The following is a 23,693-nucleotide window of genomic DNA, read 5'->3' on the forward strand; positions in this document are numbered from 1 at the left end:
ACGCCCTCAGGTGCACGCGGCGGTCGGGTTCGGACAGGAGCACGGCATGGAGGGTGAATTATCCACGGCATTGATCCGAGTGTCCGTCCTTCGGGTACTATGTCCCGCTCACCTTCATGGAAGGGCAGACGCTTCCGCGGTGTCCGCGTAGCGCGGCACCGCGCGGGACCAGAAGTAGCAGCCGCGAATCCAGCCGACCATGCCGTCCAGATGGCCGACGCCGGCAGGGCTCAAGTCCAGCCTGACCTCCTCGTGGAGTGACTCGAACTCGCAGATGGTGCTGTTGATCAGCCGGATGGCCAGCAGGACGGCGGTCGGCAGCGGGCAGCGGTGCAGCCGCTGCTGGGCGAGGGCGACATTGATGACTCCCCCTGCCCGCTGCTCCTTGACCGCGGAGAAGAGGTCGGCCGTCCACACGGCGGCGTCGACCGAAAGACGGGTCAGCCGCCGTACGCCTGGGTGATGGAGGTCATGGAGGGTGAGTTCGCGGTGCTGCGCCGCCTCGTACAGCGGATAGAAGGGTTCGATGCCCGCGGTGAGCGAACGTATCGAGCCGCACAGCCCGGTCCCCAGGGGCACGGAGTCGCTCTGGGCGACCGCCTCGTACAACAGCCCGTGCACATACTCACGGCTGGTCCACGCCCAGCGCGCCGCCTGCGCGGGAGTGCACCGCTGCCGGACCTGTCGGTGGAGGTCGGCAAGGGCGGCACCGAGGGCCGTGCTGGGGGGTCGGCCGTCCCTGAGGATCTCCACGCTCTCGGTCAGCATGGGCAGCAGCCGGCCCGGCTGCCGACGGCCGACCTCTTCGGCCCGGTCGTCGAAGATGAACTGGTAGGCGATCTGGTTGGCGACGATCTGGAGGATGTCCGCGTCGACCGTCGCGCTGTTGTAGGCCGCGAGCTGGGCCGGGCGCGTGGCGGTGATCATGTCCGCCACCGCCGGGTCGTCGGTCAGCCCCCAGGTGCGCAGCCAGGTGTCGAGGCCCGTCGCCACCTCGGCCGCGTGGCGGTTGCTCTGGAACGGGAAGGGCATGTAGAGGTGGGCGTCGATCAGATCCCTCAGGCTGCCGGGCGTGATCACGCGCTGCGGGACCGCTGTGATTGCCTCATGCGTCGTCGACACCGTTGTCACCTGCCGTTCGGGAGTCCTGTGCGCGGGCTGCTGCGGTTGCTCGCGGGGCGAGGGATCGTGCACGGGGCGCTGTGCCGGCCTGTGCGTAGGCACGCGGTTCGCACGTCATCACCAGTGACCGGGGTCCCAACGTCGCTGCCGGGCGCAGCCGTTCGGTGTACCCGGGCAGGTGGCGCAGTCGCCAGCGGCCGGCGATGGAAGCGAGGGCCAGCGTGGCCTCCGCGACGGCGAAGGTGTCGCCGAGGCACTTCCGGCTGCCCGCGGCGAAGGGGAGCATCGCGCCGTGGGGCACGGCCGCGGACGGCCCCGGGAGCCAGCGTTCGGGAAGGAAGCGCTCGGGTTCGGGGAACGAGGCGGGGTCGTGGTGCAGCAGGTAGGGGCTGTACAGAACGGTGGCTCCGCGGGGGAGCCGGTGCCCGGCGAGGGTCGTCTCCCGGGTGGTGATGCGGGTGAAGAGCCAGCCGGGCGGGCGGTGCCGCAGGGTCTCGGCGACGACGCTCCGGGTGTAGGTGAGCCGCGCCAGCTCGGCGCGGCCGGGCCTGCGCCGGCCGGCGGTCACGGCGTCGACCTCGGCGTGCAGGCGACGTTCCGCCTGCGGGTGCCGGGCCAGCAGGTCGAGGGCGGAGGCCAGGCACAGGGCGGTGCTCTCGGCTCCGGTGAGCAGCAGGGTGACGAGCTGGTCGTGGACCTCCCGTTCGGTGACCCCTGATGATCCGTCGGCTGCGGCGGACAGGAGCGTTGCGAGTACGTCGTTCCGGTCGTCGTCCGGGCCGCCCCGCCTGCGGTCCGCCACGACCTCGTCGACGATCGCGTGCACCCGCCCGACCGCGCGCCGGTAGCGCAGGTTCGCGGGCGTCGGGACGCGGAACAGGACGTCGACCGGCAAGGCCGTACGGACGAACAGGCCGCGGACGATGACGGCGAGACAGTCGCCCACCTCCGCCGCCGCCGCGGCGCCGAGCGAGTCCGAGAAGAGGACGTGGTTCATCACGCGGGTCGTCAGGGCCATCGTCGCCGCGCTGACGTCGACCTGGTCCCCGGCCCGCCAATCGCGGCACGTCGACTCGGCTTCCCGGACCATCATGTCCGTGTGGTCGGCAACGCGGGAAGGGCGGAAGTCGGGCTGCAGCAGCCTGCGTTGCCGCCGGTGCGTGTCCTGACGGCAGGTGACCAGGCCGTTGCCCATCAGCGGGCGCAGCCTGTTGTAGAGCGGGCCGCCCTTGTCGAAGGTCCGCGTGTCCATGAGGACCTGGTGGGCCACTTCGGGGTGGCACGCCATCCAGGCGCGGAGCGGGCCCAGGTGTATCTCGACCAGGTCACCACGGGCCGGCAGGGAATTCAGAAAATTCAGCGGCCGACGGAACAAGGCGATAGAGTGGCCGATGGATGGGAATATGCCCGGAGCAGTACCCACAGTCCATGCTCGTTCTGTCTCAGGTACGGCATTGCTCATCGAATACCACCTGTCTCAGTCGACGCACGAAAGTCGGTGGTTGGTCCACCGACTTGGCGTTCGAGTCATGTCCTGCCCAGTCCAGGCTGCTGACGGTGCCCCGAATCCCCTGTGCGCGGGGGCGCACAGGAGCACGAAGACGCATTGAGCGGGCGACCTTGGGTGCGCAATACACCCAAGAATTGTCGCCTTCTGTCACTCAAGCATCTTTCGTGCTCCTTTTTCGCGTGTGGCGAATCCGAATGGGCCGGGCAATCAGAGGTGGGGATCGGGATTGAACACCGGGTGATAGCTCTCCGGCGGCGCGAGATAAGTGGCGGGCAGGCCGCCGGTGTCGACGACGATCTGGTCCACCGCGATCGCCGGGTCGACCATGAAGAGCCGCAGGACGTGTTCGCCGGGTTCGGCGACGGTGATGGTGGCGGTCAGCTTCTCGATGCCCTCCTCCACGTTGCGGGCCCAGGCGTCGCCGCGGTTGCCGGTGGCGACGGACTGTCCGGACAGCACGGCGACCGGCTGGTCGTCCAGGGCGACGGCGATCCGTCGGTGACCGCGTTCGTCGAGGGAGGGCAGCCGGAAGACGGTGACCGGGAAGGCCCCGGCGCTCGCGAAGCGCACCCGGTACCTCAACTCCGGCGCCCGGGCGGCGAAGTCCCCCGTGACCGGAGCGGCTGTCGACGGCACCGCTTCCACCGCACCCGTGCGGCGACCCAGCCCGCGCACGGTCCGCCAGCGGGATCCGCCGCGCGCCACCCGGCGCTCGAAGTGCACGGCGTCGATCGACACGTATCCGTTCGCCTCGACGAACCCACGGGCCCGCCGACGTGCCCGCTCCCCGTCGTTGACCACCCGCAACGGCACCTCGACACGTTGCCCCGCACCGGTGACGACGACCGTCGACTCCTGCGTCCCCTCCGGAACGCGCGCCCAGTCGATCTCCACCCACACCCGGGTCTGCTCGGTGACCGAGCCGGCCGTGGTGCTCAGCCGGACCCACGGGTGAGCGGCCTCCGCCGCCCAGTCCACGCTCAGGAAACCGGTGTTGAAGACATCCACGAAACGCCGGTCGCGAGTGTAGGAGGAGAAGGACAGCGGCCGGCCCGCCCCGGTCTCGTTCCCCTCGGCCGCCACCCCGAGCCCCGAGGTCTCCTGCCGGGCGACCCTGGTGACGGCCGGACGGCCCGGCGCCTTCGGGATCTGTGAGGGGTACGGGTTGACGATGCCGTCCCACTTCCCGCCCGCGACCTCGGTGTTGTACCGCCTGGTGATCGCCGCTTCCTCGGCGTGGGCGGCCTCGGCCAGGTCGGCGAAGCGGTTCGTGCCGGCACCCTGCCCCTGCCGGACCGCGAGCGCGTTGCGGTCCGCCCAGTAGTACTTCAGGTTCATCAAGTACGCCCCGTGCACCGGGTACTCGACCAGCTCGTAGTAGGCGTCCCGGTAGGCATCGGGCAACTTGGCGCCCAGCTCCCGGGCACGCTCCAGCAGCCGGGCGTAGGCGTCCGTCCGGCGTCCGGCCTCGTCGCCGTGGTGGATGACGGAGAACATGTTGCGGTCGATGAACTCCGGGCGCCGCTCGGCGGCGAGCCGGTAGTACTCCGTGCGGATGGCGGCGATCTCCGGCCCGTGGCGCCGCCCGAACTGCCGCCCGGCCCAATCCGCCACGAAGTCCTCGACATCGTCGGCGTCCCACCGGTCCACGTCCCAGGCCATGTCCATGGAGAAGGACAGCCCGGTCTCGATCGACTTCACGTCACCGACGTTGAAGATCCACATCCGGTCGACGCCGTGCTCGTACACCCGGCGCAACTCCTGCCACACCTTGGACAGTTGGGTGGTGTCCAGCCACAGGTAGCTGCGCGGGCGGCCCCAGTAGGAGAGGTGGTAGTAGATGCCGTTGCCGCCCGCACGGACGCGCTCCGCCTCGTTCGGCAGCTGGCGCATGTTGCCGTGGTTGTCGTCCGGCCAGATCAGCGTGACGTCGTCAGGGACCCGCACACCCGCGTTGTACAGGTCCAGCACTTCCTTGTACGGGATGAAGATCTGCGGCTCGGCCTCCGCGCCGACCTCCTCGGCCAGGATCCGGCGCTGGTCCGCGATGATGTCGTTCATCACCACGACCTTCTCGGGAATCGTCGTCGCGTGCTTCGTCTCCAGCGCGCTGTCGTGCAGCCCGCGCATACCGAGCGTCCAACTGCTCTCGTACGACGCGTTCTGCCGGGCTCTGGCTCTCCAGTAGTCGGAGATGACACCGGGGTTCACCGTGTAGTCGTACACCGGCAGGGTGCCGTCCGCGCCGGGATGTTCCTTCGCCCACGGGTCCCACTCGTGGACGCCGTTGCGCAGCAGGGCCTCGGGGTGACTGGAACCGACGACGATGCCGTAGCGGTCGGCGAGTTCGGGGTTCTCGCGGTGCTTGTTGAAGAAGTCGGAGTACGGATGCATGGCCGGCCACAGGTAGTTGGCCTTCAGGCGGAGCAGCAGTTCGAAGACGCGCTTGTACGTCTCGGGGCCGATGTTCTTGTCCGGCTCCTGGGTGCGGCGGGACCATGTGGTGAGGTTCTGCTCGTCGTTGATGAAGACGCCCCGGTAGCGGACGGAGGGTTCACGCCGCTTGACGGGGCCCGCCGGCACCGTCACGGTGTCGCGGCGTACGACGGGCACGTCGGCCCACCAGTACCAGGGGGAGACCCCGACGCGCTCCGAGGTGTCGTACACGCCGTAGACCGTGCCGCGCCGGTCGCTGCCCGCGATCACCAGGGCGCGGTCCACTCCCGGTAAGGGACGTTCCACCACCTGGGTCACGGACGCCTCCCAGCGCCCCTTCACCCCGGAGACGTCCAGACGCCGGTCCGCGACGAGCCGGTCGATGACGGGGCTGGCGCCGAGCGTGCCCACCAGGACCAGGTGGGTCGCCCGTTCGGGCAGGGTGTGCAGCAACCGCGGCCGTACGCCGCTGACCCGTTCGATGTCCGCGGGCAGGTCCCCGGCCGCGCGGACCACGGCCTGGTCGTCCGCCGTGTCCACGAACACGTCCACGGCGATGCCGCCCTGGACGAGGGGGAAGGCCGGGCGGTCCGACGGGGCGGCCTGGGCGGCCCGGGCGGTCGTGGGTAACACCCCCGGGAGCAGCGGGGCGACCCCGACGGCCGTCATTCCACGCAGGAACGACTTGCGGGTCCATGGCTGCGAGTGACTCTGCGGTTCGTTGTGCGGCACGAGACGCTTCCTTTCCGCCCCGGGCACCCTCGACGGCCCCTCGTGCGGACCGTCCGGCAGGGCTGGGCGCAGGGGGCTGGGAGTAGGCCGAATAGCGACGGGCGTTTGACGCTTGCGTGGTCATGCACGGGCTGCAAAGCAGGTTAGAAAGCGCTTACTTCGGCACCTTAGGCCAGGGCCGGACGAGGCGTCCAGAGCCGTGCGTGACCGGAGTGCCGATGAGTCATCGGACGTGCGTGTGAGGAGCCCGGGGTGACGCGGCGCCGGCTGGGCGCGACCGGCACCGTCGGTACCGGGCTCGTGCCGTGGGTGCGCCGATGCCGACCGTGCGGCGTCGTGCGGGTGCTCAGACGGGCCGTACCGCGCCGCGGATCGCCGACTCGCCGGCGTAGAAGACCGACTCCTCGCGGATGTACGCCCCCGGGCCCGGGGCGTGGATCATCGTGCCGTTGCCGATGTAGAGGCCGACGTGGCTGAGGTCGTCGTAGAAGAAGACCAGATCGCCGACGCGGGTGTCGGCGAGGGCCACCGGTGTCCCGGAGGCCGCCTGGGCCGGCGTGGCGCGGGGGAGGTCGACGCCGGCGGCCCGCCAGGCGGCCTGGGTGAGGCCGGCGTTGTCGTACGATCCCGGCCCGGCCGCACCCCAGACGCACGGCTTGCCGATCTGGGCGCGGGCGAAGGCGAGAGCGCGGAACGCCTTGGGCTCGTAGGCCGGGGCTTCCGGTGCCTGCGGCAGGCCGACGGGCGCCGGTGCAGCGGGGGCGAGGGGGATGCCCGCGCCGGAGGTGCCGTCCGCCTGGAAGGGCGCGGCCGGGGGGAACGGCGCGGTGGTGCCGAAGGAGGGCTGGACCGCGGTGGGTGTGGCCGTGGGGACGGGGGCGGCGAACGTGAGGGACGCGCCCGCGGGCAGCGGCGTGTTCGTGGGGAGCGGAGCGGCCGTGGTGGCGGGCGCCGAGGTGATGGACGCGTCCCTGACCAGTGACCCGTCCATCAGGGGCGGGTTCGTGGCGAAGAGCGTGTTCGGGGTGAGCTGAGCGCCCATGGGGGGAGGCGTAGCCATGGTGACGGACGCGTCTGTGGCCGGCGACGAGGCTGTGCCGAAGGCCGTGCCGGTGGTGAGCGACGGGTCCGTGGCGAAGGACGTGCCGGTGGTGAACGGCATTTCCGTGGCGAAGGACGTGTTCGTGGTTGGGGGAGCAGCCGGGGCGAAGGGCGTGTTCGGGGTGAGTGACGGGTCCATCGTCAAGGATGTGCCGGTGGTGAGTGACGGGTCCATCGCGAAGGATGTGCCCGTGGTGAGCGACGGGTCCATCGTCAAGGACGTCCCCGTGGCGAGCGACGAGTCCATGGAAGGGGACGCCCCCGTGGCGTACGGCGTCTGCATGGTGAGCGGCGCGGCCATGGCGGTCGGCTGCTGTTGCTGCCGGCGCGGGTCGGGATCGAGGCGGGTCTCCGGGGCCGGGGCGGCCCACAGGTCCTCGGCGGGGCCGGACTCGATCGCCGTGAGCGACGTGCTCGGCCGGCCTGCCTGGGCGGTGCGGGCGGTCAGCAGGTCGCGGGCCGTGGCGAGTTGGCGTTGGATGCGTTCCTTCGAGGTCCGCAGTGAGGACTGCCCCGACTCGACCGCTGTCGAGGGCAGTGCGCGGGGAGCCGCTTCCTGCTGAGCCTCCGCCTGCGTCACCGGCGCGGAGGGCAGTGCCGGTGCCGACCCGGCGGTCAGCTCCGGGGCGGAGCGTTCGGCAGTCGCCTGGGCGGGGATGCCGGGGGCGGTCACCGGGCGCGCGGGCCTGGCGACGGCCGGTCGGGCCTGCCTCCGGTCGGCCGGCAGGGCTGCCTGGACGGTCGGACCCAGCTTGGCGCGCGCCACGTCGAACCACTGCCGGGCGACGTCGCCGATGGCGGGGTCGGCCTGCCTGCGCGGGGCGTTGTCGGTCCCGGCGTCGACGCGTCCGCGACCGCCGTCGGTGACCGGACCCGCAGCCCCTCGCCCGGTGTCGGCGGGTGAACCGGCGCGTTGGCGGGGGCCCGCGGCCGCGCGGGTCGCGTTGAAGGTCCCGGTGTCGGTCTCGGCCCGGTTGTAGAGGTTGTCGATCCGCTGCTGGACCTCTTCGCGGCTCGGCCCGTCGTCCCCGGTCGCGGGAGTGGCGCTCGCGGTCTGGGAGAGCAGGGCCACGGAGGTGAGAGCCGCCGTGGCGAGTGCGGAGTTGCGCATGCCCGGGAGGTTGCTCCCTCCGGGTCGCGGGGTTCGCTCCGGCGCCATGGAAGACGTTCTCCTTCCGTAACCCGCGACCGAACTCCTCGAGCCGAAGCGGCTGGTGGGTCCGGTCAGGGGGTGACTCGACCAAGAAACGCGCGACACGGCGAGGTTCGCCGGAGGGAGTCGTGCGGTCAGGCGGCCAACTTAACCAACTTGTGTGACTGGTGTGAAGATTGAAGGGTAAAATGTCCGATACGTAACTGTGACCTTCGTCGTGTTGCTCCGACGAACCCCCCGGTGGAGCAGGAACTCGTTCGGACCGGGCCGGCAAGTACGCCGAAATGGCGGGTGGCGATGTCGGGTTCGGGGTCAGCGCGCGGTCCGCTGTCCCCGCCAGGCCTCGTAGTGGTCGAGCACGGTCTGCTCGACCGGGCGGTAGGTGATGCCGAGTTCGCGCACGCTCCTGCTGTTGTCGACCTGGAAGCGGATGCCGAGGTGCGCCCGGATGTAGTCCTGGGTCAGGCCGAAGGCGGGGCCGAGGACGCGCACCGGCCAGTGCGGGAGCGCGGTGCGCGGCAGGCGCAGGTCACGCGGGTGGCGCTCCCGGATGATGCGGGACATCTCGTGGAACGACGTCATCCTCTCGGCCGCGACGATGTAGCGCCCCTTCGCATCGGGGTTCTCGGCCGCCGCGATGTGCGCGTCGGCCACCTCCCGTACGTCCACCGTGGTGAAGGCGAAGTCCGGTGCGCCGTAGAAGAAGTAGCCCTTGAACAGTTCCTCCAGCAGGAAGAGGCTGCCGGACTCCGACGCGGGCGAGAGGGAAGGGCCCAGGATCAGGCCGGGGTTGACGGAGACCATGTGCCAGCGGTCCTGGGCCGCCTCCGCCTCCCACGCCGCGCGCTCCGCGACCGTCTTCGCGTAGTGGTAGGGGTTGTTCCGCACCGTGCTGGTGGTGTTGAAGTACTTCTCCGAGAGCACCTGGTCGTCCATGTCCAGCACGTCGGCGTAGTCGCCGAAGATCGCGCCGACGGTGGACGTGAAGACCAGCCGCTCGACCGACGACGTTCTCTCCAGGCTCGCCAGCACGTTGCGGGTGCCGAGCAGGGCCGGGTCCACCATGTCCCTTCGGCCGTCCTTGATCTTCTCCGGCATCAAGAACGGCGACGCCACATGGAAGACCACCCGGCTGCCGCGGATCGCGTCGTCGAAGGACCCCTCGCGCAGCAGGTCGGCCTCGTACAGGTCGAGGCGGCCCGGAAACTCCTCCTGCATCTCCCGCAGCGGCCGGACCTTCACCGTGTGAGCGAGGCTCCGTACGGTGGTGCGCACCGCGTAGCCACGCTCGAGCAGCCGTCGGACCAGGTGACTGCCGACAAAACCACTGCCACCGGTCACCGCGACGACCGTCGCCCCGCCTTTGCCCACGCCCCACTCCTCAGTCCCGCTCACCGGTAGTCCGGGGCGCGGCGATCCGTGCCCCCGGCCAGAGTCGGGCATGCCCCTCCGGAAGGGAACATCAATGGCCGAGTTGTGATCGTTGCCGGTGGCTCCGGTGGGTGGGCCGTGCGGGTCTTCCGGAGGGCGCTGCCCCTGCGTCGGCGTCAGAGCCGCGCCTCTCGCTCCGGGCGCCCTCGGTCCCCGGCACCGCCTCGGGCCGCCTCGGGCCGGTGGATGCCGCGGGGGCGGTAGCCGAGTTCGGCGGAGCGGCCCAGCAGGTCGGCCAGGAGCCAGACGATGGCCAGCCACATCTCGGTGCCCTGCAGGCCCGGTTCCGGGCCCGCGCCCGCAGTGCCGGGGCCGAAACCGAAGCCACGGCCGTCCCGCCAGCGAGTGAGGGCGAGGGCCAGTTGCCGCTCGGCCCAGGCGCGGATCTCGGCGGTGCGGTAGCCGGCGGCCCCGGAGCCCGTCCCGAGCTGCCGCGTGCACAGCCACAACGGGTGGGCGACGTCCAGCACATTGCAGGCGTTCTCCTGGCCCGCCCCGAAATACCGGGAGTCCCGGGCGTGGTCCAGGACCGCGTCCACGACCCGCTCCGGATGTGGCACGGGCAGTCCGAACTGGGCGAATGACCCGCGCGTCAGCCGGTAGTAGCCGTTGACCACCTGCAACCGCCCGGCGCCGGGCGAGGGGACGCCCCACATCCCCGTCCACGGGTCGGCACGGGTGAGCAGCCAGCCGAACAGCGCCTCCAACGCTCCGGGCTCCGTACCGCCGCCCTGAGGGCGCCGCAGGTTCCAGTGGGCCGCCGTGGCCCAGGAGTCGATCCAGGCTCCGGCGCCCCAGGCGTTGTCCCGCCAGGGCAGCGCTTCGAGCCGGGCGACCAGTTGAGGCACCGTCATGGCCTGTACGCCGTGCACCGGATGGGGGAGGGTCCCGCCCAGCAGGTCCAGCGCGTAGCCGACGCAGAGGACGTGGTAGAGCGCCGCTCCCTCGCGGGGGAAGCCGTCGTCCGGCAGGGACTCGCCGAACTCGGGCACCAGCCCGGTTCCCGGATCCTGGAGGGCGGCCAGGCGCCCGCTGTGCTCGTCGGACGCCAACTGCCCCGGGGCGGAATCCAGCAGCAGGTCGGCGATCTCCACGGCGTCGCAGTGCGCCCTTACCGTGGGCGCGGCGCCGGGACGGTCGACGTACCGCTCGCCGTCCCAGCACCGGGCCAGCAGGTCGGGAGCCTGGGCGCGGGCGGTGTCCGCGAAGCGGCCGAGATCCGTGCCGGGGGAGACGGCCGGCGGGGTGTCCCGGCGGTCACGGATCGGACGTGCCGGATTCCCGGCGGCCACCGTCCATGCCGGAAGGTCCTTCGTGACGACCGCTCCCGCGCCGATCACGCAGTGGTCGCCGATGGTCACGCCGTCCACCACGACCACGTGCGAGCCGATCCACACGTCGTCCCCGACCTTGATCCCCCTGCTGGTGAGCGGTTGCCGGTGGACCGGCCGGTCGGGGTCCATGGAGTGGTTGAAGCCGAGCAGCGAGGTGTGGGCCCCGATCCGTACACCGTCGCCCAGGGCCACGGCACCTCGCACGGTGGTGAACGGATTCAGCGTGCAGTCGGCGCCGGTGGCCAACTCCCCGGTGACATAGGCGTGGGCGGCGATGTACGAGCCGTCCCCGAGCCGCAGCCGGTCCGGGAACACCGCCGCCGACTCGGCGACGTAGCAGCGCTCACCGATCTCGACGTCCCCGTCGATCGCCCGCTGCCGTTCCCGCTGGGCGAGGTGCTGCTCCTCGGTCGCCTCCGCCGCGAACAGCCAGGGGCAGTGGTCGAAGTGCCGTACGGACGGCTCCCGGTGATCCATGGGCCGTACGCTAAGCCTCCCGAAACCTCACCGGAAGGGCCCGTGACTCTCACCGGTCCGGCAGCCCACCCGCCCTGACCAGCCCCGTCTCATACGCCAGGACGACGGCCTGGGCGCGGTCGCGCAGGGCCAGCTTGGCGAAGATGCGGGCCACGTGCGACTTCACCGTGGCCTCGCTCAGGGTCAGTTCGGCGGCGAGCTCGGTGTTGGACAGGCCGCGGCCCATCAGGGTCAGGACCTCCAGTTCGCGGGGTGTCAGGGCGGCGAGATCCGTGGCCGCGACGCCCGGACGGTCGCCGTGGGAGGCGAAGCGTTCCACCAGGCGCCGGGTGATGGACGGGGCCAGCAGGGCGTCGCCCGTGTCGACCAGCCGTACGGCCGCCGCCAGGTGTTCCGGCGTGACGTCCTTCAGGAGGAAGCCGCTGGCCCCGACGGACAGGGCGGTGTAGACGTAGCGGTCCAGGTCGAAGGTGGTCAGCATCAGCACCCGGCAGTGCGGGGTGTGTTCCAGGATGCGGCGCGTGGCCTCCAGGCCGTCCATGGTGGGCATGCGGATGTCCATCAGCACGACGTCCGGGCCGAGTTCGCGGGCCATCGCCACCGCCTCGGCGCCGTCGGCCGCCTCGCCGACCACCTCGATGCCCCGCGCGTTCAGGATCAGCCGGAAGCCGGTGCGGATCAGGTTCTGGTCGTCGGCGATGAGTACGCGGGGCGTCCGCTCGGCCGTCGTCACGGGCGGTCCAGGGGGATGCGCGCCCGGACCCGGTAGCCGCCGCCGAGCCGGCGCCGGGCGTCCAGGTCTCCGCCGTAGACCGCGACCCGCTCGCGCAGGCCGAGCAGTCCGCGTCCCGTGCCGTCCGGGTGCCGGGGTGCCGTCCGCACGGGCGCGGCGCCGGTCAGGACGCTCGGGCCGGAGTTCAGCACCTCCACGCGCAGCGCGTGCTCCGCGTACCGCACGGTGACCTCGGCCTTTCCTCCGTCGCCGTGTCGGAGCGCGTTGGTCAGCGCCTCCTGGACGATCCGGTACGCGGTCACGTCGATCCCCTGCGGCAGCGGGCGCGGCTCACCCGAGATCCGCACCTCCACGGGCAGCCCGGCGAAGGAGACCCGGTCGACGAGCGGGCCGAGCCGGTCGAGGCCGGGCTGCGGAGCCAGCTCCACCGACTCGCCGTCGTCGCCGGCGGGGCCGGGATCCACGTCCTCGCCGCTCGCCGACGGAGCCAACAGCCCCAGCAGATGCCGTAGATCGGTCATCGCACCGCGTCCCGCCTCCTCCACCGCCCGCAGCGCCGCCGCCGCCTCGTCCGGCATCGTGCCCAGCACTTCTCGGGCCGCCCCGGCCTGCACCACCATCAGGCTGACATTGTGACTGACGATGTCGTGCAACTCCCTTGCGATGCGGTCGCGTTCGGCCGCGACCGCGGACCGTGCGGCACTCTCCCGCTCCCGTTCCAGCAGCCAGCCGCGCTCCCCGACGGCCGCCTGCCACCGGCGCCGCGTACGCCACAGCGCCACCGCCAGCCCGACGGCCGCCGCGCACGCCATCCCCAGCGCCGCCATCAGCGCGTTCGTCTCCCCGTCCCACACGGGCATCACCTTGTCAGACCGCCACGGGATCTGCATCAGCCTGTGGATCCAGGGCCCTGCATCCCCAGGATGAGCGGCGGGGCGTTCTGCCATCCGTGGAGGGATGTTCAGGCCGCCGTACCCTCCGTAGCGTTTTCCGCATGATCACTGAGGAGACCAGGGGAGAGGCCGTCGTACGACTCGACGGTGTGCGCAAGGAGTACGGCGAGACGACCGCGCTGGACGGAGTGTCGCTGGAGATCCGGGCGGGGGAGGCGGTCGCCGTGATGGGCCCCTCGGGGTGCGGGAAGTCCACCTTCCTCAACATGATCGCCGGGCTGGACCGGCCGACCGGCGGCACGGTCGTCGTCCACGGCGAGAACGTGGGGGAGCTGAGCGAGAAGGGCCTCGCCCTGTACCGGCGCCGCCGCATCGGCATGATCTTCCAGTTCTTCAACCTCGTCGACGACCTGTCGGCGCTGGACAACGTGGCGCTGGCCGCGCAGCTGACCGGCACCCCGGCCCGGCAGGCCCGCCGCCGCGCCCTGGAGCTCTTCGACGAACTCGGCATCGCGGACCGCCGCAACGCCTACCCGGCGGTGCTCAGCGGCGGCGAGCGGCAACGCGTCGCCGTGGCCAGGGCGTTGATGAACCGTCCGGCCCTGCTGCTGGCCGACGAGCCGACCGGCGCCCTGGACAGCCGGGCCGGCGAACAGGTGATGGACCTGCTGCTCGACCTCAACCAGATCGGCCAGACCCTGATCCTGGTGACCCACGACGAGCACCTCGCCCGGCGCTGCGCCAGCCGGCTGGTCGAGTTCGCCGACGGCCGGGTGGCCGGCGAGCACACCCTGGAGCCGTCCGCATGAGGGCGGTGTGGCGGGCAGCCCGCGCGGCGGTGCGGCGACGCAGACTCCAGACCCTCGTCATCGCCCTGGTGACGCTGACCTCGACGGCGGCGATCGTGGTGGCGCTCGGCCTGGTCGACGCGGCCTCCGCACCCTTCGACAAGGCCTTCGGCAAGCAGCGCGGCGCGCATGTCACCGCCGCCTTCGATCCCTCCAGGGTCTCGGACGCGGAGTTGGCGCGTGCGGCCCGGCGGCCCGGCGTCGAAGCCGCCGCCGGGCCCTTCGCCCAGGCCGCAGTCGAACTGCCGCGCGGGACCATGGACTTCGGCCTCGGCAGCGAGCTCACCATCGTGGGCCGGGACGACCCGGCAGGCCCGGTGGACCGGCTGGACCTGTGGGCGGGCCACTGGGCCACCGGGCCGGGCGAGGTCGTCCTGAGCCGGCAGCCCGACTGGACCGCGGACGACCTCGGCAAGAAGCTCCGGGTGCCCTCGGGCCCGGACCTCACCGTCGTCGGGTTCGCCTTCGACCTCGGCCGGACCGCGGACGCCTGGGTCGCCCCCGAGCAGATCGCGGCCCTGCACCCCACCACCACGCAGATGCTCTTCCGCTTCACGGACGCCTCCTCGCCGGACCGGCTCCGCGCGAACCTGGCAGCCGTCACCGACGGGCTGCCGCAGGGCGCGCTGACCGCCTCGCAGTCGTACCTCACCCTCAAGCAGCAGATCGGCGGTTCGGCCCGCGCGTTCACGCCCTACCTGATGGCCTTCGGCATCCTCGGCATCGTGGTGGCGGTGCTCATCGTCGCCAACGTCGTCAGCGGCGCGGTGATCTCCGGCTTCCGGCACATCGGCATCCTCAAGGCCCTCGGCTTCACCCCTGGACAGGTGCTCGCCGTGTACCTCACGATGATCTCCGTCCCCGCGGTCGCCGGCTGTGTCCTCGGCACCGTCGCCGGCAACCTCGTGGCCCGCCCTCTCTTCGAGTTCGTCTTCATGGGGCCGGACGCCGGGGTGTTCCACGACAGCGTGGGCATCGCGCCCTGGGTGAACGTCCTCGCCCTGCTCGGCATGCCCGCCGTGTGCCTCCTCGCCGCCCTCGCCCCGGCGGCGCGCGCGCACCGGCTGCCCGCGGCGCGGGCGATCAGCGCGGGCAGCGCCCCGCGCGCCGGGCGAGCCCTGGGCATCCAGCGGCGGCTGGCCGGCAGCAGGCTGCCGCGCTCAGTGAGCCTGGGAGTCGGCCTGCCGTTCGCCCGGCCCGGGCGCAGTGCCCTCACCCTCGCCGCAGTGGTCCTGGGCGTGACCACCGTGACGTTCGCGACCGGCCTGGCCACGTCGATGACGAGATTCGGCGAGGCGGGCCGCGACGCCTTCCAGGTCACGGTGTACGTCGGCACGTACAAGGACGGCAAGGAGATCCGGCCGACGCACACCGACCCCGAGCTCCGGTCACTGCTGCGGTCCCTGCCCGGCGCCGACGAGGTCACCGCGAGGGCGGACGTCGAGGTGCGCATGGCCGGCTCCGCGCACAAGGTGATGCTCGAAGGCCGCCGGGGCGACCGGCCGCAGCTGGACAGCGTCCTGACCGACGGCCGGTGGATGCACCGGAGCGGTGAGATCGTCGCCGGCTCGGCCTTCCTGCGCCACAACGACCTGCGGGTCGGCGACCGCGTCCGTCTGGAGAAGGGTGACCGGCACGAGACGGTGCTGATCGTCGGGGAGTACATGCACAACGACCGCCGACTCGTCGTCACCGACCAGTCGACACTGACCGCCCTGGCCCCCCAGGAGAAGCCCATCGCCTACCACGTCAAACTCCGCGAGGGAGCGGACCCGGCCGCCTACGCCCGCGCGGCCCGGGCCGCGGACCCCGGGATCAGACCGGACCCGGTCGGCGCCAACACCGTCACGCAGACCATCGTCGGCTCGGCGTCGGTCCTCACCGTGATGCTCGCCGTGGTCGCCTCCCTCGGCGTCTTCAACACGGTCGTCCTCAACACCCGCGACCGCCGCCGCGACCTGGGCATCCTCAAGTCCATCGGCATGACGCCACGGCAGGTCACGGCGATGACGGTGACCTCGATGGCGGTGCTCGGCGCCCTCGGAACCGTGGTCGGCATGCCGCTGGGCATGCTCGGCCACGAGCTGGTCGTCCCGCGGATGGCGGACGCCGTGGACATCACCCTGCCCGCGTACATGACGGACGTGTGGCAGGCACCCGCACTGCTCGCCCTGGCCCCGGCCGGCGTGGCGATCGCCGTCCTGGGCGCGTACGTCCCGGCGCGCAGAGCGGCACGGCTGACGGTCGCGGAGGTGCTGCACAACGAGTGAGGCGTACGCTGCTCCGCCCCGCGCCCCGAGAACTCAGCCGACGCTGACGTTCGAGGTGAGCAGGCGGAGCAGTTGCTTGGCCAGGGCGTCCTGGTCCGGGGTCAGGCCCATGGCGTCGCCGATGGCGAGGGGAACGGTGCCCGCGCGTTCCCGGAGCCGGGCTCCGGCGTCGCTGAGGCGGATGGCGACCGAGCGTTCGTCGTCCGCCCGCCGCTCGCGGTGCAGCAGGCCGTTCGCCTCCAGGCGCTTCAGCAGGGGCGAGAGGGTGCTGGACTCCAGCTGGAGCGAGGCGCCCAGCTCGCGCACCGAAATCGAGTCCTGCTCCCACAGCACGAGCATGACCAGGTACTGCGGATAGGTCAGGCCCAGCTCGTCCAGCAGCGGCCGGTAGCGGGCGGTGACCGCACGGGAGGCGGCGTACAGCGCGAAGCAGAGCTGGTCGTCGAGGAGCAGCGACCCTTCGGCCGGCTCGGGGGCTGTGCTCACGGCTCGGCTCCTCATTCCTGTGCTGGTCATTTGTTCCCACCACCCTAGCGTTGAAGTCCAGTCGATAATATCGCGGACTAATTAGTTGTGCACGACTGAATCGAGCGCTACTCTCCATGGGTGCCGCCTCTCCGGGCCGGGATCCCCCACCGGAGCCGACCACCGCACCTGATCCGAGGAGATCGCCATGACAGAGACCCGCCCGGTACTCGAGCCCGCCGCCCAGGCCTTCGTCGAGGCGACCGCGAATCCGCCCTACCTCTTCGACCTCCCGCCCGCGGAGGGCCGCAAGGCGGTAGACGAGGTGCAGTCCGGTGAGATCGACAAGCCGGAGATCGACGAGGAGTGGATCACCGTCCAGGGCGGTCCCACGGGCAGCGTCCGGGCCCGCGTCGTCAAGCCCGCGGGCACCGAGGGCACCCTGCCGGTGATCATCTACATCCACGGAGCGGGCTGGGTGTTCGGCAACGCCCACACCCACGACCGGCTGGTGCGCGAACTCGCCGTGGGCGCCAACGCCGCCGTCGTCTTCCCCGAGTACGACCTCTCGCCCGAGGCCCGCTACCCGGTCGCCATCGAGCAGAACTACGCGGTCGCCCGCTGGGTTGTCGAGCAGGGCGCCTCCAAGGGCCTGGACGCCACCCGCATCGCCGTCGCCGGAGACTCGGTCGGCGGCAACATGAGCGCCGCGCTGACCCTGATGGCCAAGGAACGCGGCGATGTCCCCCTCGTCCAGCAGGTCCTCTTCTACCCGGTCACCGACGCGAGCTTCGACACCGGCTCCTACCACCAGTTCGCCACCGGCTACTTCCTGCGCCGCGACGGCATGCAGTGGTTCTGGGACCAGTACACGACCGACGACAAGCAGCGCGCCGAGATCACCGCATCCCCGCTGCGCGCCACCACCGACCAGCTCACCGGCCTGCCCCCGGCCCTGGTCATCACCGGCGAGGCCGACGTCCTGCGCGACGAGGGCGAGGCCTACGCGAACAAGCTCCGCGAGGCCGGCGTCCCCGTCACCGCGGTCCGCTACCAGGGCATCATCCACGACTTCGTGATGCTCAACGCCCTGCGCGAGACCCACGCCGCCCAAGCCGCCATCGCGATGGCCGTCAGTACGCTCCGCACCGCGCTGGGCACCGACTGACGGCCGCTGGTCGTTCCGGACGGAACAGGGGCGCGCCCGAGAGGTGTGCCCCTCCGCCCGTCCACCCTGGAGAGCCACCCCGGGATCGACCCCGGCCGTATCCGCCTGTTCCGCACCGGCCGGGCTGCGCACCGCGCCCGGCCGCACCACGCGCACGGGCAGTGAGGGGCCGGTTTCGGGGGCATGCCGGGTGCGGGTGTGTGGGGGCCGGTCGCGCAGTTCCCCGCGCCCCTGCGGCCGGCTCGGCGGGCTCGGCCCGCCTGACCACGTCATCGCCCAGTTGTACGCCGGGTACACCGACCCGGGTGCGGTGGGCGTACGCCCGCACAGCGAGCGTCACCCGCGCCACCGCACCCAGCCGGCGCTGACCCTATGGACGTCGGTCGAGGCCGCAGGCTGCACGTGCCCGGCTCACGCGTCGACCGCCGGCCGGGCACCGGGCACTACCTCCGCGAGGAACACCCGCGACGCACCGTCCGCCTCATCGAGGATGGGGCGGATCTGTCACCAACGCGGCAGCTTGAGCTCGTACTCCGGCTGGATCCGCCGCATGTAACCGGTGTCGTCCCGCGTGCGCACACCGGAGTCCACGTACAGCCGGTGCAACCGGTCCAGGGCGTCGTGGTCGAGTTCCACGCCGAGACCGGGCCCGGTGGGCACCTCGACCGCGCCGTCGCGCAGCTCCAGCACGCCCGGGACGATCACGTCGTCGGCCGAGTTCCACGGGTAGTGCGTGTCGCAGGAGTGGTCGAGGTTGGGGATGGCCGCCGCCACATGGGTCATCGCGGCGAGGCTGATGCCCAGGTGCGAGTTGGAGTGCATGGACAGCGCGAGCCCGAACGCCTCGCAGACGGCGGCCAGTTCGCGGGTGCGGCGCAGCCCGCCCCAGTAGTGGTGGTCGGTGAGCAGGACCTGGATCGCGTTCTGCTCGACCGCCGGCTTCAGGTGTTCCCAGGCGATCACGCACATGTTGGTCGCGAGTGGCAGGGGCGAGTCCCGCGCGACCTGAGCCATGCCGGGGATGCCCCGGGTCGGATCCTCCAAGTACTCCAGTACACCGTCCAGTTCACGGGCGACGTACGTCGACGTCTCCACCGTCCAGGCGGTGTTGGGGTCCAGGCGCAGCGGCTGTCCGGGGAAGGCCTCCGCCAGCGCCTTGATCGCGGCGATCTCCTCGTCCGGCGGGAAGACCCCGCCCTTCAGCTTGAACGAGCTGAAGCCGTACCGCTGTTGCATCAGCCGGGCCTGCTCGACGATCCCGGCCGGGTCCAGCGCCTCGCCCCACTCGTCGCCCACGGCCGCGCGGCCGTCGAGAGCCGGGTGTTCGGCCCACTTGTAGAAGAGGTACGCCGCGAACGGCACGGAGTCGCGGACCGCCCCACCGAGCAGGTCGACGACCGGGCGCCCGAGCAGCCTGCCCTGCGCGTCGAGGCAGGCGACCTCCACCGCGGAGGTGGTCCAGCCGCGTTCGTGGGAGCTGGGCACGGTCGGCAGCAGGGCGGCGTCGATCGCGGCCGCGAGGGCCGTCGTGTCGAAGACGTCCATGCCGACGACCACCTTCGCCGCCGCCTGAAGCCGCTCCAGGCGGGCGGTGCCGCCCGGCGACTCGCCGAGACCCACCGTGCCGTCCTCCAGGACGAGTTGGAGGACCACCCGCAGGGCGAGGGGCTCGTGGACGCCGTTGGAGTTGAGCAGCGGCGGGTCGCGGAAGGCGATCGGGGTGATGATCAGCTCACGGATCCTCGTGTCACCGGACCTGCTCATGCGCCGGTCACCTCCAGGCCGTGGTCGATGAGTTTCGCGAGCCGGGAGACGTGTTCCGGCGTCGGGTCGACGAGAGGCGCCCGTACGCCGCCCACGTCCAGGCCGCGCAGGGTCACCCCGGCCTTGACCAGCGCCACGGCGTATCCGGGGACCTCGTCACGGAGCTCGACCAGAGGGCCGTAGAACTCGTCGAGAAGGGTGTTCACGAGCGCCTCGTCGTTCTCGGCGAGCGCCCGGTGGAAGGCCAGGGCGATCTCCGGGGCGAAGGCGAACACGGCGGAGGAGTACAGGTCGACGCCGATGCCGCGGTAGGCGGGCGCGGTCATCTCGGCGGTGGGCAGGCCGTTGAAGAACTGGAAGTCCCGCCCGTCCGGGAGTGCGCGCACGGCCCGGACGATGCGGTGCATCCGCTCGATGTCGCCGAGGCCGTCCTTGAGGCCGACGACCCCGGGCAGGGAAGCGATCTCGGCGGCCGTGGACTCGGTGAGTCGGGCGGTGCCGCGCTGGTAGAAGACGACGGGCAGCCCGGTGGCGTCGGTGACCTCCCTGACGTACCGCACCAGGCCCTGCTGCGGGGCGCTCACCAGGTAGGGCGGCAGCAGCAGGATGCCGTCGGCGCCGGCACGTTCGACGCGGGCCGCCTGGTCGCGGGCGACCGGCACGGGGCCGCCGGCCGCCGCGAGGACGGGCACCCGCCCCGCGGTCGCCTCGACGGCGATCCGTGTCGCCCGTTCGATCTCCTCGGGCGTCAGCGCGTGGAACTCGCCGGTGCCGCAGGCGACGAAGACGCCGCCCGCGCCGGCCGCGACTCCGGCCTCGATGTGCCGGGCGAGCCGCTCCTCGTCCAGCGAGCCGTCCGCGGCGAACGGCGTGACCGGGAAGAACAGCACTCCGTGGAACTTCATGTCTCCCTCAACGTGGGGGTAGGTCGAAACATGGGGGCAGGTCGAAACGTGGGCTCGGTCAGCCCTTGGTGGCCCCGGCGGCGATGCCGGTGACCAGCGAGCGCTGGAGGAGCAGGTAGACGATCAGGCTGGGGATCAGGGCGATGACCGCACCGGCGAGCACCACACCGGAACCGACCTCGGGGTCGGTGCGCAGGATGGACAGAGCGACGGTGACCGTGTAGTCGGTGGGGTCCTTGGAGGCGATCAGGGGCAGCAGGTACTGGTCCCAGATCATGACGAAGCCGAGTACGCCGGCCACGCCGAGGGCGGGCTTGCACAGCGGCAGGACGACCTGCCACAGCATCCTGAACTCGCCCACGCCGTCGAGCCGGGCGGCCTCCTCGATCTCGGCGGGAATGTCCTTCATGAACTCGGTCAGGAGCATCACGGAGAAGCCCCAGGCGCCGAGCGGCAGGATCACGCCCCACGCCGTTCCCTTCAGGTCCACGCCGACCACGGGGACGTGACCGAGGACCAGGGACAGCGGGATCGCGATGACCTCCTCGGGGAGCATCATCGTCAGCATGAACAGGGTCAGGATCAGCGCCTGGCCGCGGAACCTGTGCCGGGCCAGCGCGTAGGCGGCGAGCACCGACACCGCGAGCTGGAGCAGCAGCGCGCCGCCCGCTATCACGAGGGAGTTGGTGAAGTAGTCCCAGATCCCGCGCTCGCCCGCCACCTCGAAGTTCTGCAGCGTGCTGTCGTGCGGGAGGAAGGACAGCGACGAGCCGCTGGCGTGCGCGGTGAAGGCGCCGGAGAGGATCGTCAGGAACGGCGCCGCGAAGACGCCGAGCGCGATCGCGCAGAGCAGGATCCGCAACGCCCAGCCCACGCCCGGCCGGTCGCTCCAGCCGAGGGCGGTGTCGAAGCGGGCGGGGGTGGCCCGCTGCCCGGCCGAGGCCTTCCCGGCCGGTGAACCGGGCACCGACGTGCGGACGGTGTCGATGGTGGGTGCGCTCATCGCACGTCTCCCCTCTTGCGGAAGTGGTTGACCGTCACGGTCAGCAGCAGGGTCACGCAGAGCAGCAGCACGGAGGCCGCGGAGGCGCCGCCGATGTCGTTGCGGGTGAAGCCGAGACTGTAGGCGCGGGTCATCCAGACCTCGGTGGACCCGGCCGGGCCGCCGCCGGTGAGGACGTACACCTCGGTGAACACGCGCAGTCCGCGGATCGCGGCGAGCGTGAGGACGATGCCGAGCGCGGGGCGGATGGCGGGCAGCGTCACGTAGCGCAGCCGCTGCCACAGCGAGACGCCGTCCATCGCGGCGGCCTCGTACAGGGTCCGGTCCACGCCCGCGAGGCCGGCGAGGATGATCACCATGTTGTAGGGGGCGAGCATCCAGATGCTCATGACCATGGTCGACCACAGCGCGGTGTCCGGGTTGTCGAGGAACGGCGTGGGCCCGAGCCCGAGGAAGCCGAGGCCGTGGTTGATCAGGCCGTCGGAGGTCGGGTAGTACAGCAGCCGCCACATCTCGCCGACGACGGCGGTCGCGGTGACGACCGGCAGGAAGACGGCCGTGCGCATGATCTTCAGGGAGCGGGCCTGGCCCTCGAGGAGCAGGGCGAGGAGGAAGCCGACGAGGATGGCGCCCAGCGACTGGCCGAGGCCGAGGAGCAGGGTGTGGCCGATCGCGTCCTGGAAGCGGTGGTCGGTCAGGACCCGGGTGTAGTTGTCGAGACCGACCCACTTGTCGCCGAGGAAGGGCCGTACGTCGAAGAAGCTGAGCCAGATGCCCTTGCCCATGGGCAGGAACTTGAAGACGAGGGCGAGCAGCAGGCCGGGGGCGAGGAACACCCAGGGAAGGGCCGCCCTCTTGGTGAGCACTCTGCGCCGCTGGGGCGTGGTGACGGTCGCGGTCATTTCAACAGGTCCTGGTCCTTGAGGTCACCGGCGAGGGTGTCGTTGAGTTCCTTCAGGCTCGAGCTGACGTCGCTGCCGCAGTACGTGAAGATCGCGTTGAGGCTGTCCGCGGTGTCCTGCTTGATCGGGGCGAAGTCCGGCGCGTTCGGGAACTGCTCCGAGGTGTCCTCGTACGCCTTCTGTACGACGCTCCAGCGGGGGTCGTCGCGTACCGTCGCCGCGTCCAGGGCGGAGTTGACGGGGATGCGGACGACCGGCTGGTGGCCGTCGACGCTGGTCATGGCGATCCGCTGGCCCTCGGGGGAGATCAGGAACGCGGCCAGCGCCTGCTCCTGCTTCGCCTTGCCGGTCTTGGCGCCGAAGTAGACGTTCTCGCCGTCGGCCAGCACGTCGGACCCGGCGGGGCCGGCCGGGGCGGCCACGACCTCGTACGTGTCCTTGCCGGGCGTCGCGTCGAAGGTGGTGATGTTGTACGGGCCGGTGAGGTACATGCCCGCGTTGCCGTCCTGGAAGTTCGTGGCGTTGCCGGTGATGGCCGTGAGCGCGCCCGGCTGGACGACGTTCTCGGTGCCGCAGAAGAGGTTGTCCTTCAGCCAGGTGACGGTCCGTACGGCGGCGGCCGAGTCCATGGCGGGGCGGTAACGGCCCTTGCCGTCGGGCTCGATGATCTTCGCGCCGCCCTGCCACAGGTAGCTGGCGCCCCACCAGGCGGCGTAGCCGTTCTGGGCGCTGCCGGGGACGACCATGCCGTAGGTGTCGGCCCTGCCGTCGCCGTCCGGGTCCTCGGTGGCGAAGGCCTTGGCGACCTGGAGCATCTCCTGCCAGGTCGTGGGCGCCTCGAGGCCGAGCTTGTCCAGCCAGTCCTTGCGGATCATCAGGGTCTGGGCCTGGCGGGAGTACGGGATGCCGTAGTGCCTGCCGTCGATGCCCACGGTGGAGGACCAGGACTTGTCGGTGATCTGGGCGTGGCCCGCGATCGCGTCCGGGGCGATGGGCTTCAGCAGGCCCTGGCTCTGGTAGCTGCCCATCAGAGCCGTGTCGTTGATCATGACGTCGGGCAGGTCCTTGGTGGACGCCCGGCTCTGCAGCTGCTGGTCGAAGTTGACGACCGGCTGATAGTCGATCTTGATGCCGGTCTTCTTGGTGAAGGCGGCGAAGACGCGGTCGTAGGTCGCGGCGGAGTCCGGATTGCTCCGGGTCCACACCTCCAGCGTGTTCGGGTCGCCGCCCCCGGCGCTGTCGGAACCGGCGCCACAGGCGGCCGTTCCGCACATCAATCCCGCGGCAGTCAGCGCGGCGGCCAGGCGGCGACTTCGTCGGCGATCGCCCATGGGCACTCTCCGTTCATATCCGTGAACTCGCTTCACGAATCTAAATGATCGCCCAAGCTACGAATCGTTTCATCCGTATGTCAATACAATGCTGAAACATTTCACCAGCGTCACA

At 71.3% G+C, this 23,693-nt stretch carries 17 protein-coding genes; 3 read left to right on the plus strand and 14 right to left on the minus strand.

Annotated features, from left to right (window positions below; genetic code table 11):
* Positions 1–114: 114 nt before the first annotated feature.
* From ACFWWR_RS32515 to ACFWWR_RS32550, 8 genes are all read right to left on the minus strand, one after another.
* Positions 115–1,122, minus strand: a complete 1,008-nt coding sequence (locus ACFWWR_RS32515) for a (-)-alpha-amorphene synthase (protein ID WP_383870280.1) — start codon at positions 1,120–1,122, stop codon at positions 115–117.
* The gene (locus ACFWWR_RS32520; protein WP_384307000.1) at positions 1,106–2,584 is read right to left on the minus strand and encodes a cytochrome P450; all 1,479 of its coding nucleotides are present in this window, start codon (positions 2,582–2,584) and stop codon (positions 1,106–1,108) included. Before ACFWWR_RS32520 ends, ACFWWR_RS32515 begins: the two co-directional genes overlap by 17 nt.
* A gap of 255 nt (positions 2,585–2,839) precedes the next feature.
* The gene (locus ACFWWR_RS32525) at positions 2,840–5,737 is read right to left on the minus strand and encodes a glycosyl hydrolase 115 family protein (protein WP_384307047.1); all 2,898 of its coding nucleotides are present in this window, start codon (positions 5,735–5,737) and stop codon (positions 2,840–2,842) included.
* Positions 5,738–6,146: 409 nt separating this feature from the next.
* A complete protein-coding gene (locus tag ACFWWR_RS32530) occupies positions 6,147–8,012 on the minus strand; it encodes an NlpC/P60 family protein (RefSeq protein ID WP_384307003.1) in 1,866 nt (621 codons plus the stop codon).
* A gap of 354 nt (positions 8,013–8,366) precedes the next feature.
* Complete coding sequence (locus tag ACFWWR_RS32535; RefSeq protein WP_383870273.1) at positions 8,367–9,425, minus strand: NAD-dependent epimerase/dehydratase family protein; 1,059 nt, start codon at positions 9,423–9,425, stop codon at positions 8,367–8,369.
* Between the two features lie 176 nt (positions 9,426–9,601).
* Positions 9,602–11,296, minus strand: a complete 1,695-nt coding sequence (locus ACFWWR_RS32540) for an acyltransferase (RefSeq protein ID WP_383870270.1) — start codon at positions 11,294–11,296, stop codon at positions 9,602–9,604.
* Positions 11,297–11,345: 49 nt separating this feature from the next.
* Entirely contained in the window at positions 11,346–12,029 is a 684-nt protein-coding gene (locus ACFWWR_RS32545) for a response regulator (RefSeq protein WP_383870267.1), read from the minus strand.
* Complete coding sequence (locus ACFWWR_RS32550) at positions 12,026–12,883, minus strand: sensor histidine kinase (RefSeq protein ID WP_384307006.1); 858 nt, start codon at positions 12,881–12,883, stop codon at positions 12,026–12,028. Before ACFWWR_RS32550 ends, ACFWWR_RS32545 begins: the two co-directional genes overlap by 4 nt.
* A gap of 140 nt (positions 12,884–13,023) precedes the next feature.
* On the opposite strand from ACFWWR_RS32550, the gene ACFWWR_RS32555 reads away from it, so the two are divergent.
* Complete coding sequence (locus ACFWWR_RS32555; protein ID WP_383870261.1) at positions 13,024–13,731, plus strand: ABC transporter ATP-binding protein; 708 nt, start codon at positions 13,024–13,026, stop codon at positions 13,729–13,731.
* Positions 13,728–16,040, plus strand: a complete 2,313-nt coding sequence (locus ACFWWR_RS32560; protein ID WP_384307008.1) for an ABC transporter permease — start codon at positions 13,728–13,730, stop codon at positions 16,038–16,040. The genes ACFWWR_RS32555 and ACFWWR_RS32560 overlap by 4 nt, the downstream gene beginning before the upstream one ends.
* 33 nt (positions 16,041–16,073) lie before the next feature.
* On the opposite strand, the gene ACFWWR_RS32565 is transcribed toward ACFWWR_RS32560, so the two are convergent.
* Complete coding sequence (locus tag ACFWWR_RS32565; RefSeq protein ID WP_384307050.1) at positions 16,074–16,541, minus strand: MarR family winged helix-turn-helix transcriptional regulator; 468 nt, start codon at positions 16,539–16,541, stop codon at positions 16,074–16,076.
* 172 nt (positions 16,542–16,713) lie between these two features.
* Between ACFWWR_RS32565 and ACFWWR_RS32570 the strand changes: the two genes are divergently transcribed.
* A complete protein-coding gene (locus ACFWWR_RS32570) occupies positions 16,714–17,673 on the plus strand; it encodes an alpha/beta hydrolase (RefSeq protein ID WP_383870256.1) in 960 nt (319 codons plus the stop codon).
* A 504-nt stretch (positions 17,674–18,177) separates the two neighbouring features.
* On the opposite strand, the gene ACFWWR_RS32575 is transcribed toward ACFWWR_RS32570, so the two are convergent.
* The 5 genes from ACFWWR_RS32575 to ACFWWR_RS32595 are packed head-to-tail and all read right to left on the minus strand — an operon-like array spanning position 18,178 to position 23,578.
* Positions 18,178–19,437, minus strand: a complete 1,260-nt coding sequence (locus ACFWWR_RS32575; protein WP_383870253.1) for a glucarate dehydratase family protein — start codon at positions 19,435–19,437, stop codon at positions 18,178–18,180.
* A complete protein-coding gene (locus ACFWWR_RS32580) occupies positions 19,434–20,342 on the minus strand; it encodes a 5-dehydro-4-deoxyglucarate dehydratase (protein WP_384307011.1) in 909 nt (302 codons plus the stop codon). Before ACFWWR_RS32580 ends, ACFWWR_RS32575 begins: the two co-directional genes overlap by 4 nt.
* A gap of 58 nt (positions 20,343–20,400) precedes the next feature.
* Positions 20,401–21,345, minus strand: coding sequence for a carbohydrate ABC transporter permease (locus tag ACFWWR_RS32585; RefSeq protein WP_383870248.1), 945 nt, complete (start codon positions 21,343–21,345; stop codon positions 20,401–20,403).
* Positions 21,342–22,247: a carbohydrate ABC transporter permease gene (locus ACFWWR_RS32590; RefSeq protein ID WP_384307013.1), complete on the minus strand. Its 906-nt coding sequence runs from the start codon at positions 22,245–22,247 to the stop codon at positions 21,342–21,344. Before ACFWWR_RS32590 ends, ACFWWR_RS32585 begins: the two co-directional genes overlap by 4 nt.
* The gene (locus tag ACFWWR_RS32595) at positions 22,244–23,578 is read right to left on the minus strand and encodes an ABC transporter substrate-binding protein (protein WP_384307015.1); all 1,335 of its coding nucleotides are present in this window, start codon (positions 23,576–23,578) and stop codon (positions 22,244–22,246) included. Before ACFWWR_RS32595 ends, ACFWWR_RS32590 begins: the two co-directional genes overlap by 4 nt.
* Positions 23,579–23,693: the final 115 nt, after the last annotated feature.

The sequence above is a fragment of the Streptomyces sp. NPDC058678 genome, from assembly GCF_042714835.1.
In the GTDB taxonomy this organism is placed as follows: domain Bacteria; phylum Actinomycetota; class Actinomycetes; order Streptomycetales; family Streptomycetaceae; genus Streptomyces.

What these genes read in the sequence shown, in the direction of transcription:
- ACFWWR_RS32560 (WP_384307008.1), top strand. Translation starts at nt 13,728, where the DNA reads ATGAGGGCGGTGTGGCGGGCAGCCCGCGCGGCGGTGCGGCGACGCAGA.
- ACFWWR_RS32575 (WP_383870253.1), bottom strand. Translation starts at nt 19,437, where the DNA reads ATGAGCAGGTCCGGTGACACGAGGATCCGTGAGCTGATCATCACCCCG.
- ACFWWR_RS32570 (WP_383870256.1), top strand. Translation starts at nt 16,714, where the DNA reads ATGACAGAGACCCGCCCGGTACTCGAGCCCGCCGCCCAGGCCTTCGTC.
- ACFWWR_RS32580 (WP_384307011.1), bottom strand. Translation starts at nt 20,342, where the DNA reads ATGAAGTTCCACGGAGTGCTGTTCTTCCCGGTCACGCCGTTCGCCGCG.
- ACFWWR_RS32525 (WP_384307047.1), bottom strand. Translation starts at nt 5,737, where the DNA reads ATGACGGCCGTCGGGGTCGCCCCGCTGCTCCCGGGGGTGTTACCCACG.
- ACFWWR_RS32590 (WP_384307013.1), bottom strand. Translation starts at nt 22,247, where the DNA reads ATGACCGCGACCGTCACCACGCCCCAGCGGCGCAGAGTGCTCACCAAG.
- ACFWWR_RS32585 (WP_383870248.1), bottom strand. Translation starts at nt 21,345, where the DNA reads ATGAGCGCACCCACCATCGACACCGTCCGCACGTCGGTGCCCGGTTCA.
- ACFWWR_RS32530 (WP_384307003.1), bottom strand. Translation starts at nt 8,012, where the DNA reads ATGCGCAACTCCGCACTCGCCACGGCGGCTCTCACCTCCGTGGCCCTG.
- ACFWWR_RS32540 (WP_383870270.1), bottom strand. Translation starts at nt 11,296, where the DNA reads ATGGATCACCGGGAGCCGTCCGTACGGCACTTCGACCACTGCCCCTGG.
- ACFWWR_RS32565 (WP_384307050.1), bottom strand. Translation starts at nt 16,541, where the DNA reads ATGAGGAGCCGAGCCGTGAGCACAGCCCCCGAGCCGGCCGAAGGGTCG.
- ACFWWR_RS32555 (WP_383870261.1), top strand. Translation starts at nt 13,024, where the DNA reads ATGATCACTGAGGAGACCAGGGGAGAGGCCGTCGTACGACTCGACGGT.
- ACFWWR_RS32520 (WP_384307000.1), bottom strand. Translation starts at nt 2,584, where the DNA reads ATGAGCAATGCCGTACCTGAGACAGAACGAGCATGGACTGTGGGTACT.
- ACFWWR_RS32595 (WP_384307015.1), bottom strand. Translation starts at nt 23,578, where the DNA reads ATGGGCGATCGCCGACGAAGTCGCCGCCTGGCCGCCGCGCTGACTGCC.